Raw genomic sequence first — 12,724 nt, 5'->3', positions numbered from 1 at the left:
CTCCTCCCGTCCGGCGTCGTGCGGATCACTCGCCGCCCAGGTGAAGCGCCCAGGGGCTCGCGTAGGCCGCGACCGACGTGGTCGCTCCCGTCAGCGCGTCGTTGAGGAACGTGGTGTGGTAAGCCCCGGCGAGCGTCACCTGCAGCATGTCGGGGGCGAAGATCTCCTGCGCGGTCACGTAGGCCTCGGCCGCGGCGGTCGCGTCGGGCGACGTGCGGGCGGCCTGCAGCGCGCCGACGACCTGCTCGTCGGCGTAGCCGCTCCAGTTGAAGATCCCGCCGAGCTCCGCGGGCAGGAGGAACAGCTGCGGGTAGGCGAGCACGCCGGGGGTCTCGGTGTAACCCGTGGTGGCGACGAGGTCGATCGACTCCCGGGGTCCGGGATCGGCGAGGAAGATGGCCGCGAAGTCCGCCGGCTGGCGCTCGTCGATCTCGACGGTGAGCCCGATCTGCTCGGCCGCGCTCTGCACGATCGCGGCCGTCTGCGAGAGCTCCTTGCTGCCCGCGGGGATCGCGATCACGAGCGGCACCGAGGTGTCCTCGCCGGACTCCTCGACGAGCGCGCGGGCGGCGTCAAGGTCGACGGACGGCGCAGCGAGAGCGTCGTAGCCCGCCTGGTAGATGTCCGCGGCCTCCATGCCGGCCCACGAGAACGGCGCGACGAAGGTGCTCTGCGCCGTGCCGAGTCCGTTGAGGACGGTCGCGATGTACTGCTCGCGGTCGATGGCCATGCTGAGGGCCTGCCGGATCTGCGGGTTCGCGCCCGCCCCGGTCGCCTTGGTCGGACCGAACGACAGCGATGCGGTGGAGGGACCGACGACCAGGCGTCCGGTGTCGGACTGCTCGAACGCCTCCCGGCTCGCGGGCGGGACGTTGAACGCGCCGTCGATCTCGCCCTCCAGCAGGGCGTTCGTCAGCGTGGTGCCGTCGGGCACGAACCGGTAGGTGAGCGTCTTCACATGCGGCGCGCCGCCCCAGTAGTCCTCGTTCGCGATCGTGACGATCTCCTTGCCGGGCGTCCACGACTCGAGCTCGTAGGGACCGGCGCACAGCAGTCCCGTGCCGGAGGTGCCGAGCGCATCGCCTGCCTCCTCCCCGAAGGCCTTGCTGAGGACCGCGCCGGCACCGCTGGCGAGCGCGTCTCGGAAGGTGGAGTCCGGGGCGTTGAAGCGCACCGTCACCTGGCGGTTCCCCGTCGCCTCGATCGACGAGACGAGCACGAACGCGCCGTAGTACGCCGACGTCACGTCCTGGCGGTGGCGCTCGAGGCCGTAGATGACGTCGTCGGTCGTGACGGGCGCGCCGTCCCAGAACGTCACGCCGTCGCGCAGGTCGATCACGAACGTGACGGGGTCCGCCCAGTCCGCCGACTCGGCGATGCCGGGCGCGATCGAGAAGTCCGGCTGGACCTGGAGAAGGCTGTCGCACAGGTTCGGGGCGACGAAGTTGTAGTCGGCACCGGGGACGAGCGACCGCGGCTCGCCCTCGACGAGCCCCCAGGTCACGGAGTCGACGTCGGTCGACGCCGCCGGGAGGGACGCGACGAGCTCGAGCGGCGCGGAGGACTCTGCGGGCGACGCGGACGGCGCGGCCGCGTCGCGGGCCGTGCAGCCCGAGGCAAGCACGACGACCGTGCCTGCCGCCACCGCTGCGGTGATGCCGGGGATCTTCATGTCGGGTCCTTTCGGGGTGTCCCATGGGGTCGCGCTCCGGCAGGTCGCCGGGGCGGCTGGTTCCACGTTAATACAACAGTGTTGTACATCAATGTTGCATTTGTGTTACGACGCTGGATACGCTGTGTCGCATGCCTCGCGATGTCGACCCGACCCAGCGCCTGGCCGACATCGCCGCCGCGACCATCCGCGTCGCGCGATCGTCGGGCACGCACGCCGTCACGATCCGTTCCGTGGCCCGCGAGCTCGGCGGCTCGACGACCCTCGTGACGAACTACCTGCCCTCGCGCGCCGCGCTGATCCTCAACGCGCTCGACCAGGGTCGGGACCGCTGGCAGGAGGAGCTGGCCGCGACGCTCGCCGGCCTGGACGCCCGCGACCGCCTCCGTGCGGTCGTCGACTGGGCGCTGACCTCGACCACCGACGACCCCGTCCTGCGGACGCTGATCCTGGAGATCGTCGCGAACGCCGAGATCGAGCCCGTCATGGCGGAGGCCCTGCGGCGCGAGTCGGCCAGCTTCGAGGAGCTCCTCTGCTCCGCGGCCGCAGAGTCCGGCTTCGCGGCACCGGAGGAGGTCGCGGACCTCGCCTACCTCCTGATCCGCGGGGCGTACATCGCGAGCACCGAGGACCCGGAGCGCTGGACGGACGCGCACGTGCGCGAGGTGATCCACGCCACGATCGAGGCGCAGCCTCGGGCCTGAGCCCCGCCCGGTCCAGGTCATCGCACCACGAACACCCTGACGCACACCTGGCCCGCCTCGTCGCGGGCCAAGCCGATGAACTGGTGCTCCGCGAGCCAACGGTGGGCCGGCGCATCGGTCTGGAACACCGGCGCGGTACGGAAGTAGTACTCGGACTCCGGCACGTCCTCGCCGGCGGCGAGCCGCTCCTCGACCTCGGCCGAGGCCCGGTAGTAGCCCCGGTTGAGGATGTCGATGACGGCGCCGTCGTCCGCGCGGAGCAGGTACCGCGCCTCGAGCTGGGCCGTCCCTGAGCGCTCGACGGCCCAGTCTCCCCCGCCGGGCAGCACGACGCCCCGGAGGAGCGGGCCGCTGACCGTGCCGCCCACGACGGGCGTGAACGTGAGCTCCTCATCGGCCCCGCGACCGATGCGCAGGTGCGGGTCGATGTCCACGCGGATCTCGAACGCGGGCTCGAGCACGGGCTCCCTCACGACGGCACCTCCTCGCGGCCGCCTGGCAGCACCGTCAGGGACACGCGTAGCCCCTCGCCCCCACCGACCACGAGGCGCTGGAGGTTGCGCCGGGCGCCGCTCGCACCCCACGGCTCCTCGCCGGTGCCGGGCTGCGGCAGGTACTCGGGGAAGTCGCTGCTCGACACGTGGACGCGCAGCCGATGACCGGCGCGCATGCGGTAGCCGACCTGCCCGAGGTCGATCCGTACGCGCGCACCCTCGTCGGCTCGCGCGACCTGCACCTGACCGCGGGCGATGCGGAACGCAGCCCCGTCGGGCGCGACGTCCAAGAGACGCACGAAGACGTCCATCACCGGCCCGTCGGACGCGATTTCGGCCTCCGCGGTCGCGGGTCCGGCGAGGTCAACGTCGTCGGGCAACGGGGCCGACTCGAACGCCTGCACATCGTCGCGGACCGCGAGCGCGCCCTCGTCGGGGCGCTCGAGCAGGAACGCGAACGGGTTGTCGGCGCTCGACGGCACCAGGTCGCCTGGGTCGTGGACCCACGTGCGCTCCTCGCGCGACGTCGGGACCTCCGTCACCAGCGACCCGTCGGGCGCAGCGTGCCACGTGACCGTCGTGATGCCGGCCGGGGGCCACGTCGCGCACGCGCGCATGCCGGGCGTTCCCGCGAGGCTCCACGCGACGCGTGGGATGTCGGAGGGTGCGCCGTTGCCCCGCACGAACACCTCGAAGAACTCGAGCGCCGGGTCCAGCATGCGCGGCAGCTGCGCGCGCAGCTGGACATCCGTGCGCTCCTCCACGCGGTCCTCGTCGGGGTCGTCCAGGTAGTACGACTCGTGATCCATGGACTCGATGCGCAGGAAGTGGTGCAGCGACCATGCCGGGCGCCGCTCGATCTGCGCGACGTCCTCCCACGACAGGGGCGCGCAGTTGTCCCACCACCCGATCGTGTGGAGCGTCGGGACGGGGCGCCCCTCGAACGGGCCGCCTCGCGGGAAGCGCGGCAGGCGGACCGGACGGGGGTACCACTGGTCGTACGAGGGCGAACGCGATCCGAGCTGCTCGAGCGCCTCCTCGGCCTGAGCGGCGAACGGGCGCCGCGCGGGGTCGAGCTCCCAGTGGAAGACGTCCTGCGAATGGAAGTACGTGAGCGGATACATGTAGGTGATCGACCACTCCACGTCGCGCACCCGCTCACCAGCGGGCGCGGACACGGGCTCGCCGAGCAGCGTGCCGGTGACGCGGGGCGCGATCGCCTTCAGCGCCGGATGCTCGGCGGACGCGGCGGCCCACTGCGTGTAGCCGTAGTAGCTGTCCCCCCACATCGCCACGCGCCCGTTCGACCAGGGCTGCTGCACGATCCAGTCGAGGGTGTCGTAGCCGTCGTCGGCCTCGTTGACGAACAGCAGCGCGTCGCCCTCGGAGCGGAACTTGCCGCGCACGTCCTGGGCGACGACGCGGTAGCCGCGCGCCATCAGGTACTCCGCGACCAGCGGGATGAAGGTGTACCTGCCGCTCTTGTCGTAGGGCAGGCGGATGAGCACGGTATCCCCCGGCACCTCGGCCGCGACGTCGCGCCCTCCCGGGACGTAGACGTCGGTCGCGAGACGCACGCCGTCACGCATGCGCACGCGGTGCTCACGGGCGAGCGGGCTGACGGGAGCGGGCCCCTCACGCACGATCTCCACCACGGGTCCTCCTCGGTCGGTCGATTGGCGGCCACGCTAGATCCGAACACAGTTGTTAGTCAAGGCCGACTAGACAAAGAATTCATGCGAGGTGCGCTATCGTGCCTGCGAGGAGGTACCCCATGGCCCGACCATCGGTCGCCGAGGAACGCACCCGCCAGATCATCGACGCGACGATCCGCACGATCGCCGAGCGCGGCATCACGGGCGCGAGCCTCGACCGCATCGCCGAGACCGCCGGCATGTCGCGCGGCCACGTGCGGCACTTCGCGGGCAACCGCGAGACGCTGCTGCGCGAGAGCGCGCGGCACTTCTACCACGACGGCGCCGAGCGCGACTCGATCCTTCCTGCCGGCACGACGGACGTCGCGGGCGCGCTGGACCACCTGTTCGGACCGGAGTTCGCGAGCCCGGGGCAGGAGAACGCGGTGGTGCTCGGCTTCGTCGAGGCCGCGCGGGCTGACGCCGCGCTCGCGGCGCTCCTCACCGACGCCTACACGAGCACGCACGCGCTCCTCGCGGAGCTGCTCGCGGCGGAGCACCCCGCCGCCACCGCGGAGGATTGCGCCGCCGTGGCGTACGGGGTCGTGGGCATCGCGCTCCACCACGTCTTCCTCAGCGACATCGCATCGGCCGCGACCGGGACCGCGCACGCGCGGGAGGCGGCCGAGCGCCTCGTCGCCACGCTGCCCGCGGTCAGCTAGCGGGACACCGCGCACGCAGGACGGCCCCCCGACGCGCGTCGCGTCGGGGGCCGCCGTGCCTCTCGGGGCGCCTACTTGCCGGAGTACACCGGGAAGAAGCTGACGTCGCCGTAGTCCTTGGCCTCGAGCTCGATGAGGGTCTTCATGTCCTCGTCGGAGATCTCGAAGTCCACCTGGGCATTGGCCTTCATGTGCTCGGGGTTCGCAGTCTTGGGCAGCGCGACGGTGCCGAGCTGGATGACGTACCGGATTGCGAGCTGCGGCACCGAGACGCCGTACTTCTCCGCAAGGGCGCCGATGGTCTCGTTGCCGAGGATCTCGCCGTGGCCCATGGGCGAGTAGCCCTGGATCTGGATGTTCCTCTCGGCGGAGTAGGCGAGGATGTCCTGCGGCGTGTTGCCCGCGTGCACCAGCACCTGGTTGACGTGGGGGACGACGGTGGCGCCGGCCACCAGCGCATCGACGTCCTCGTTCGTGAAGTTGGACACGCCGATCGCGCGGACCTTGCCCGCCGCGAGCGCCTCCTCCATGGCCTTCCACGCGGCACGGTTGCCGTCGGTGTAGTCGCCGCCGCGGAAGTCCGCCCACGGCTGCGGCGCGTGGATGAGGAACAGGTCGATGTAGTCCAGGCCCATCGCCTCGAGAGAGCCGTCGATCGCGGCCACGGCCTCGTCGTAGGTCTTGATCTCGGCGTGCAGCTTGGTCGAGACGAAGATCTCAGAGCGCGGGACGCTCGCGGTGCGCACGCCCTCGCCGACGCCGCGCTCGTTGCCGTAGGCCTGGGCGGTGTCGATGTTGCGGTAGCCGATCTCGACGGCGGCGCGCACGGCCTGGGCCGCGTCGGCGTCGTCGATGAACCAGGTGCCGAGGCCGAGCTTGGGGATCTCGACGCCGTTGGACAGGGTGTAGGTCTCGTTGAGGATCATGAGGCGCTCCTAGTGATGGTCGGCCCGTGGGTGGATCGTCGACGGGGGGCTCCGCGGTGACGTCTCGTCTCGGCTTCGCTCCGTCGTCTCCCCGACGGGGTTGCACATCAACCTTCGCCGCGTCGCGACGGCGCTGGAAGTTGCTGCGGAAGGGGGTTCCGGCAATACCTCCCAGGCCGACTGCGGCGAGGCGGAGAGCGTGGGTCAGGCGGTCGCCAGCGTGGAGATGTCGATGACGTACCGGTAGCGCACGTCGCCCGCGACGACCTTCCCCCAGGCCTCGTTGATCTGGTCGGCCGCGATGACCTCAATCTCGGGCACGACACCGTGCTCGGCGCAGAAGTCGAGCATCTCTTGGGTCTCGCGGATGCCGCCGATGCTCGAGCCCGCGAAGCGTCGCCGGTTGGTGAAGAGCGTGAACAGCGTGACCGAGGCGGGCTCGGGCGGCGCGCCCACGCTCACGAAGGTGCCGTCGAGGGCGAGGAGCTCGAGGTAGTCGTCGAGGACCAGCGGCGCGCTCACGGTGTTGAGGATGAGGTCGAAGCTCCGCGCGAGCGTCGTGAACGTCGCGGCGTCGCTCGTCGCGTAGAAGTGGTCCGCGCCGAAGGCGAGCCCGTCCTCGCGCTTGCGCAGGCTCTGCGAGAGGACCGTCACCTCGGCACCCATCGCGTGCGCGATCTTCACGGCGATGTGGCCGAGGCCGCCCATCCCGACGACCGCCACGCGCATGCCCGGGCCCACGTTCCAGTGGCGCAGCGGCGAGTAGGTGGTGATCCCGGCGCATAGCAGCGGAGCGACCTTGTCGAACGGCAGCGCGGCGGGGATGCGCAGCACGAAGTCCTCGGCGACGACGACGTGGGTCGCGTAGCCGCCCTGCGTGACGCCGCCGTCCACGTCGACGCCCGCGTAGGTGGCGACGAAGCCTCGCTCGCAGTACTGCTCCTGGCCGGCACGGCAGTTGTCGCACTCGCGGCACGAGCCGACCATGCAGCCGACGCCGACGCGATCGCCGACGCGGTGCGACGCGACCTCGGCTCCCACCGCGACCACCACGCCGGCGATCTCGTGCCCGACCGCGAGCGGGTACTCGACCCCACCCCAGTCGCCGCGCACGGTGTGGATGTCGGAGTGGCAGACGCCCGACCACACGATCTCGATGAGGACGTCCCGCGGACCGGGGTCGCGTCGGACGACGGTGCCCACGGTGAGCGGTCCCGTGGGGTCGGTGGCGACGATCGCCTGGACGGCAGGCATGGGGGCTCCTTCGGCTCGGCACGCGGCGCCACCGCGGGATCGGGGCGCCCGCCACACAATACCGGTCAACGACTGGTCTAAGCCACCGACCCGGATCGCGGCGCCCCGCTCGTCCCGCGCACCACGAGGGCCACGTCGCGGCCCTCGCCGATCACCTCGACGTCGCGCGAGCGCGCGTCGCCCGCGAGGGCGGCGGCGATCGCGGTCGCGAGCGCGGGGAGGTCGACACGGACGGTCGTGAGCGTGGGAGACAGCCAGGCGCCGAGCGGCTCGTCATCGACGCCGACGACGGCGAGGTCCCGCGGCACCGACAGCCCGGCGCGCTCGGCGGCCGCGCAGGTGATGGCGGCGAACAGGTCGTTGTAGCAGGCGACGGCGGTCACGGGATCCGGGCCCCGCGTCCATTCGCGCAGCGACTCCGCCAGCACATCCGCCGCCGCCGCACCGGCCTCGCTCATCACCGCCATCGGCGGTGCGGCGAGACCGTGGCGGCGCAGCGCATCCGCCGCGGACGCACGGCGCGCCCGCGCGAAGACCTCGACGCGCGGCTCATCGACGGTCACGACCCCGATACGGCGATGCCCGAGCCCCACGAGGTGGTCGACCTGGGTGGCGCCGACGTGCGACTCGAGGTCCAGGAGCGCGTCGATCGCGGAGAGCACGGGCACGCCCGAGCCGGCGGCCGTCGCGCGGTCCTCGTCGCCGAACGGCATGAGCTCCACGATCAGGCGCGGCGTGAGGTCGCGGAGGACGTCGGCGAGCGCGCTGCCCTCGCGGGCCGCCCAGGTGACGAGCGACTGCCCGTGCGCCGCCACCGCGGCGGTCAGCTCGTCGAGAAGGCGCCCCAGCGCGGTCCCCTGAGGCATGTCCTGCAGCACCGCGAGCACGACGTCCGATCGCCCGCGCCGCAGCGAGCTGGCCGCCGCGTTCGGCGTGTAGTTGAGGCGCGCCGCGGCCTCGAGGACGCGCTCCACGGTCGCCGCTGGGAACCGCACCCGATCGGACCCGTTGAGGACGTAGCTCACGGTCGACCTCGACACCCCTGCCTCGGCCGCCACGTCGGCGGCTGTCACCCTCGTCATCGTTGATCCCTCCATCGCGATCGCGTCGACGTCTCGACTTGACACCAATCATTGACTGGTTTAGCGTCCGTGGCAACGTCACTCACACGTGTGACTGTAGCCTCTATGGAGGCGGTTCAAAGAAGAACGGAGCAAGAGATGTCAGAGTTGACAGGGTCGCGTCGGACCCCCAACGAGTGGTGGGTCGGCATCGTCGCAGGTATGGCCTCGTACATCGACGCCGCGGCCATCGTGGCCAGCGGCATCGCCCTCGCCATCTACATGGGAACGATCGGGCTCGCGCCAGATCACTACGGCTACCTCCAGAGCGCCCTCGGCTTCTCGGTGGCGATCGGCGCCGTGGTCGGCGGGCGACTGGGTGACACGTTCGGTCGCCGCAAGGTGTTCCTCACGACGATGGCGATGATCATCGCCGGCACGGTCCTGGCGATCTTCGGCGCCACCTTCCCGGTGCTGCTCGTCGGCATCGTGCTCATCGGACTGGGCGTGGGCGCGGACCTTCCCGTGTCGCTCGCGACGATCTCCGAGGCGGCCACCGACAAGAACCGCGGCAAGATCATCCTGCTGTCGAACCTCCTGTGGCTCGCCGGCATCATCTCGGTGATCGTCCTCGCCTCGTTCGCCGGCGACCTGGGCCGGATCAGCGGCCAGATCATGTTCGGCCTCGTCGGCGTCATGGCCGTGCTCGTCTTCATCGGACGCGTGACCATCCCCGAGTCGACGACGTGGCTCGCCGCCCGTGAGGAGCGCCGCGCGGGCGTCCAGACCGCCCGTGCGCAGAGCACCAGCGTCAAGGACCTCCTCACCGGCCCCTACGCCAAGCCGTTCATCGTGCTGCTCGCCTTCTACGGCCTCACCAACCTGTACATGAACACGAACGGCCAGTTCAACACGTTCATCGCCACGCAGATCGCCGGGTCGACCGTCGAGGAGTTCAACCGTTGGGCCCTCATCTCGATGGTGGTCGGCGGCCTCATCGGCCTCATCGCCATGCGCGTCATCGACACCAAGTACCGCATGCCGTTCTACATCCTGGGCGGCGTCTTCCTGGTCGCTGCGCCGCTCATCATGGTCGTCGGCGGCCTCACGCTGACCACCCTGGTCGCCTCGCTGTTCGTGTCGACCGTCGGCGGCGCCTTCGCGTTCGAGGGGATCATGAAGGTCTGGACGCAGGAGTCCTTCCCGACCATGCTGCGCTCCACCGCGCAGGGCAGCATCGTCGCCTTCGCCCGCCTCGCCGCCTCGGCGCTCGCGGCCTTCACCCCGGCGCTGCTGCTCAACAGCAGCCAGGCGTTCTACGGCGTGCTCGCCCTGGGCGTCGCCACGGGCCTGATCGTCGCCTACGTGTTCTTCTCGAAGAACACGGTGACCACGTTCGCCAACGAGGGCGAGGTCGCCGTCGACGGCGCTTCCGCCCCTGTTCCGGCCCTCCAGGAGTCCTGATCCGATGACCCGCACGACGCCCTCCCCCGCTCTCACCCACCTCCGGGTGGACCACCTCGGCTCGCCCCTCGCCCTGTCCCGGACCGCACCGGGCTTCGCGTGGAGGATCGAGGCCGGAGCGAGGGAGGGCGTCGCGCAGTCCAGCTACCGCATCGTCCTCACCGACCATGGCGGCGCCGTCGCCGCGGACACCGGCACGGTCGCGTCCGACGCGTGCGTCGCCGTCGAGGTCCCGGGCTTCGAGGGCCGCCGCGGCGCCGCCTACCGCTGGTCGCTCGAGGTGGGCCTCGCCGACGGCACCGTCCTCACCGCCGCGTCGTCCTTCGGCATCGCCCACGAGGGCTGGCAGGCCCCGTGGATCGAGCCCGCGCAGGAGCGCGTGGTCGCCGAGGGCCCCACCAACCCGCGCCCCGACCTCGTGGTCGCGGCCGTCGAGGAGGTCGCGGATGTCCCGCTGACGTCCCGCCTCCACCCCCCGCGGCGCCTGCGCCACGGCTTCGCCCTCCCCCGCGCGCCGCGCCGGGCGGTGCTCCGCATCACCAGCCAGGGCATCCACCAGGCCTCGCTTAACGGCGCACGGGTGGACGACGCGCTGTTCGGCCCGGGCTACGAGAGCTACGAGCTGTCGATGCCCGTGGTCACGCACGACGTCACCGCGCTGCTGCGCGAGGGCGACAACGTCCTGGGCGTCGAGCTGGCCGACGGCTGGTGGGCGGGACGCATCTCGTTCCTCGGCCGGAGCGCCCAGTACGGCGACACGCTCCGCGCGAGCTGGCAGCTCGAGCTCGAGCACGCCGACGGCACCACCGAGACCCTGATCCCCGATGCCGCCGAGGTGACCTCCGCGCGCGGCCCGATCGACTGGTCCGACATCTTCATCGGCGAGCGCCGGGACGCGCGCCTCGACGAGCCCGGCTGGGACGCCCCCGGCTTCTCCCCCGCCGACGTCGAGGCGTGGACGCCCTGCACGGCGGTCGCCTTCGACTCCCCGATCCACCCGTTCCACGGCGAGCCCGTCCGCCGCGTGATGGAGGTGCCCGCCCAGCGCGTCTGGACCGCTCCGAACGGCGACCTGCTGGTCGACTTCGGCCAGGTGCTCGCCGGCCGTGTCCGGTTCCGCGTCGAGGGCGAGCGCGGCACCGCGGTGCGGCTCGAGCACGCGGAGGTGCTCGGCCCCGACGGCAACCTGGTGCTCAACGTCACCGGCTTCGCCAAGGACCAGGCCGACGAGTACGTGCTCGCCGGCGTCCCCGGCGGCGAGTCATGGGAGCCCGACTTCACGTTCCACGGCTTCCGCTACGTGCGGCTCATCGGCTGGCCCGGCACGCCCGCGCCCGCGGACCTCACGGCCGTGGTGATCGCGAGCGACCTCGAGCAGACCGCAGCGCTGGAGACCTCGGACCCCCGACTGGACCAGCTGTTCCGCAACACCGTGTGGTCGCAGCGCTCGAACTTCCTCGCGGTGCCCACCGACTGCCCGCAGCGGGAGCGCGCGGGCTACACGGGCGACCTCCAGATCTTCGCCGAGGCGGCCTCGACGCTCATGGGCGTCGCCGCCTTCCTCGAGCGGTGGCTCGCGGACGTGAGGCGCGATCAAGGCCGCCGCGACGGCGGCATCTCCGCCATCGTCCCCGAGCCCCCGGCGATGGGCGGCGACTTCGGCGCGGGCACCATCTTCGGCGAGATCCGTACCCCCGCCGGCTGGGCCGATGCGATCACGATCGCCCCGTGGGCCCTCTACCGCCACTACGGCGACCCCCGCTTCCTCGCCGACAACCTCGAGGCCATGCGCACGTGGGTCGAGTTCCAGACCGCGCAGGCCGCGTCGATCCAGCCGGCCTGGCTCGCGGACGACGCCCCCACCCCCGAGCGCGAGGCGCGCCACGCGCTGCTGTGGAACGGCTCGCTCCACTTCGGCGACTGGCTTACCCCGTCCACCATGGTGGGCTTCGACGAGCACCCCGGCGACGCGATCCTCCGCGCACCCGTGCAGACCTCGGAGATCGTCGGCCCCGTGTTCCAGGTGTGCTCGCTGCAGCTGCTCGCGCGCGCCGAGGCCGAGCTGGGCAACCACGAGCGCGCAGCCGCGCTCGAGGCGCGTCTCGCCGCGGTGCGTGCGGCCTTCTCCGCGGAGTACATCGGGCCCGACGGCGAGATGATGCCCGACCTCCAGGGCATGTACGTGCTCGCGCTCGCCTTCGACATGGCGCCCGAGGCGCTGCGTCCGCGGTTGGTCGAACGGCTCGTGGCCCTCGTCCACGCGGCCGGCGACCACCTCGACACCGGCTTCCTGTCCGTCCCCTACCTGCTCGACGTGCTGTGGGACCACGGCGAGCGCGACCTCGCGCGCCGCCTGCTCGTCCAGGACACCGTCCCCTCGTGGCTGTACGAGGTGGAGATGGGCGCGACCACCATCTGGGAGGCATGGCGCGCGGTCCACGAGGACGGCACGGTCGAGGAGATGTCCATGAACCACTACGCCTTCGGGTGCGTGGTCGACTGGATCATCCGACGCCAGGCCGGCATCGAGCTGATCGAGCCCGGCTACCGGCGCTCACGCATCGCCCCCGACCTCGACGGCGACCTCACCCGCTCGCGCGCGCACGTCGACACCCCGTACGGCCGCCTCGCGGTGGCCTGGGAGCGGGACGATGCGCGGGCCACCGTCACCGTCGAGGTCCCCGTGGGGGTCACGGCCGAGGTCGAGCTCCCCCCGACGTGGCGCACCGACGCGCCCACCACCCTGCGGCACGGCACGCATGTGCTCACCGCCACCCACGCATAAGGAGAGTC

Annotated in this window: 10 protein-coding genes; 4 read left to right on the top strand and 6 right to left on the bottom strand. The window is 71.7% G+C overall.

Annotated elements, in window-relative coordinates:
• Positions 1 to 25 precede the first annotated feature (25 nt).
• Complete coding sequence (locus AOM02_RS08470) at positions 26 to 1,672, bottom strand: ABC transporter substrate-binding protein (RefSeq protein WP_062298724.1); 1,647 nt, start codon at positions 1,670 to 1,672, stop codon at positions 26 to 28.
• 131 nt (positions 1,673 to 1,803) lie between these two features.
• On the opposite strand from AOM02_RS08470, the gene AOM02_RS08465 reads away from it, so the two are divergent.
• Complete coding sequence (locus tag AOM02_RS08465) at positions 1,804 to 2,376, top strand: TetR/AcrR family transcriptional regulator (protein WP_062298723.1); 573 nt, start codon at positions 1,804 to 1,806, stop codon at positions 2,374 to 2,376.
• A 17-nt stretch (positions 2,377 to 2,393) separates the two neighbouring features.
• Here AOM02_RS08465 and AOM02_RS08460 read toward each other — a convergent pair whose 3' ends face one another.
• The gene (locus AOM02_RS08460) at positions 2,394 to 2,849 is read right to left on the bottom strand and encodes a DUF3237 domain-containing protein (protein ID WP_062298722.1); all 456 of its coding nucleotides are present in this window, start codon (positions 2,847 to 2,849) and stop codon (positions 2,394 to 2,396) included.
• Positions 2,846 to 4,525 (bottom strand): CocE/NonD family hydrolase, encoded by a 1,680-nt coding sequence (locus AOM02_RS08455; protein ID WP_062298721.1) that lies wholly within the window; start codon positions 4,523 to 4,525, stop codon positions 2,846 to 2,848. Before AOM02_RS08455 ends, AOM02_RS08460 begins: the two co-directional genes overlap by 4 nt.
• Before the next feature lie 119 nt (positions 4,526 to 4,644).
• On the opposite strand from AOM02_RS08455, the gene AOM02_RS08450 reads away from it, so the two are divergent.
• Positions 4,645 to 5,226 carry a TetR family transcriptional regulator gene (locus AOM02_RS08450; RefSeq protein WP_062298720.1) on the top strand — a complete coding sequence of 194 codons (582 nt, stop codon included), beginning with the start codon at positions 4,645 to 4,647 and terminating at the stop codon, positions 5,224 to 5,226.
• 71 nt (positions 5,227 to 5,297) lie between these two features.
• Here the strand turns inward: AOM02_RS08450 and AOM02_RS08445 are convergent, their stop codons facing one another.
• The 3 genes from AOM02_RS08445 to AOM02_RS08435 form a co-directional block, all read right to left on the bottom strand.
• Positions 5,298 to 6,152: an aldo/keto reductase gene (locus AOM02_RS08445; protein ID WP_062298719.1), complete on the bottom strand. Its 855-nt coding sequence runs from the start codon at positions 6,150 to 6,152 to the stop codon at positions 5,298 to 5,300.
• A gap of 204 nt (positions 6,153 to 6,356) precedes the next feature.
• The gene (locus tag AOM02_RS08440) at positions 6,357 to 7,406 is read right to left on the bottom strand and encodes an NAD(P)-dependent alcohol dehydrogenase (RefSeq protein WP_062298718.1); all 1,050 of its coding nucleotides are present in this window, start codon (positions 7,404 to 7,406) and stop codon (positions 6,357 to 6,359) included.
• Positions 7,407 to 7,483: 77 nt separating this feature from the next.
• Positions 7,484 to 8,488 carry a LacI family DNA-binding transcriptional regulator gene (locus tag AOM02_RS08435; RefSeq protein ID WP_082104984.1) on the bottom strand — a complete coding sequence of 335 codons (1,005 nt, stop codon included), beginning with the start codon at positions 8,486 to 8,488 and terminating at the stop codon, positions 7,484 to 7,486.
• Positions 8,489 to 8,626: 138 nt separating this feature from the next.
• On the opposite strand from AOM02_RS08435, the gene AOM02_RS08430 reads away from it, so the two are divergent.
• Positions 8,627 to 9,931, top strand: coding sequence for an MFS transporter (locus tag AOM02_RS08430; RefSeq protein WP_062298716.1), 1,305 nt, complete (start codon positions 8,627 to 8,629; stop codon positions 9,929 to 9,931).
• Between the two features lie 4 nt (positions 9,932 to 9,935).
• Positions 9,936 to 12,716 carry an alpha-L-rhamnosidase gene (locus AOM02_RS08425; protein ID WP_062298715.1) on the top strand — a complete coding sequence of 927 codons (2,781 nt, stop codon included), beginning with the start codon at positions 9,936 to 9,938 and terminating at the stop codon, positions 12,714 to 12,716.
• Positions 12,717 to 12,724: the final 8 nt, after the last annotated feature.

Source organism: Demequina maris (assembly GCF_000971155.1).
Lineage (GTDB): Bacteria > Actinomycetota > Actinomycetes > Actinomycetales > Demequinaceae > Demequina > Demequina maris.
This window is presented reverse-complemented; position numbering and strand designations above follow the sequence as displayed.

Coding starts and splice junctions, on each gene's coding strand:
- AOM02_RS08440 (WP_062298718.1), bottom strand. CDS start 7,406: ATGCCTGCCGTCCAGGCGATCGTCGCCACCGACCCCACGGGACCGCTC.
- AOM02_RS08465 (WP_062298723.1), top strand. CDS start 1,804: ATGCCTCGCGATGTCGACCCGACCCAGCGCCTGGCCGACATCGCCGCC.
- AOM02_RS08445 (WP_062298719.1), bottom strand. CDS start 6,152: ATGATCCTCAACGAGACCTACACCCTGTCCAACGGCGTCGAGATCCCC.
- AOM02_RS08425 (WP_062298715.1), top strand. CDS start 9,936: ATGACCCGCACGACGCCCTCCCCCGCTCTCACCCACCTCCGGGTGGAC.
- AOM02_RS08470 (WP_062298724.1), bottom strand. CDS start 1,672: ATGAAGATCCCCGGCATCACCGCAGCGGTGGCGGCAGGCACGGTCGTC.
- AOM02_RS08450 (WP_062298720.1), top strand. CDS start 4,645: ATGGCCCGACCATCGGTCGCCGAGGAACGCACCCGCCAGATCATCGAC.
- AOM02_RS08430 (WP_062298716.1), top strand. CDS start 8,627: ATGTCAGAGTTGACAGGGTCGCGTCGGACCCCCAACGAGTGGTGGGTC.
- AOM02_RS08435 (WP_082104984.1), bottom strand. CDS start 8,488: ATGACGAGGGTGACAGCCGCCGACGTGGCGGCCGAGGCAGGGGTGTCG.